Annotated in this window: 1 protein-coding gene; it reads left to right on the forward strand. The window is 43.7% G+C overall.

The features are described from left to right. Positions 1-348: 348 nt before the first annotated feature. A partial coding sequence (locus tag A3739_RS03200; RefSeq protein ID WP_068500280.1) for a disulfide bond formation protein B occupies positions 349-746 on the forward strand: 398 nt, incomplete at its 3' end.

The raw sequence follows: 746 nt of genomic DNA on the forward strand, positions 1-746 counted from the left end.
GATATCTCAGCTTTTACATAAGATAGTTTTCTGCGAGGCTCGCCAAAGTTACTTACAAATGCAGGATTCATGGTGTGATAAACAGCTCTTTGTTTTTCTGAAGATTCATCCTCTGCAAAGGCTAGTTGCATGGTCATTAAAGCGCCGATTAGAGCGAGTACCGCTTTCATATTACTTCCTTAGAATTGGTCAATAGATCAAGTATAGGTCGATCCACCAATTCAAGAAGTAATGATGCGTGACTATTTGTAGCGACCGGTCTCAGTTCACAAAAATTAAGAAGACTTAACTCGCCAACTTTGCGCTTAACTCGCACCATTGGCAGCAGATTTTATAGAGGCTTATACAGTGCAGTTATCCAATCGATTGATCGCGCTAGCAATCATAGTAACGAGCGTATCGTTAGTACTTGTCGCAAGCTATGTTGAACCTTTCGCTAGTATGAATCCGTGCCCGATGTGCATGATGCAAAGAGCAATCTACTTATGCGTCGGGGGCTTTGCCCTACTAGCTTTGCTCGCTGCCAAACACGCAGTAGCAAAGAATATTTTCACGGGTCTTGGTTTGCTCACATCAATCGCAGGAATAAGTGTTGCTGCTCGACAAGTTTGGCTGCAACATTTGCCAGCAGATGAAGTTCCGGCATGCGGCCCGCCCCTTGAATATATGATCGAAGTATTCCCGTTAATAGAAGTATTACAATCCATGTTAATGGGCACTGGTGACTGCGCAGAAATTCAATGGCA

The sequence above is a fragment of the Oleiphilus sp. HI0067 genome, from assembly GCF_001635735.1.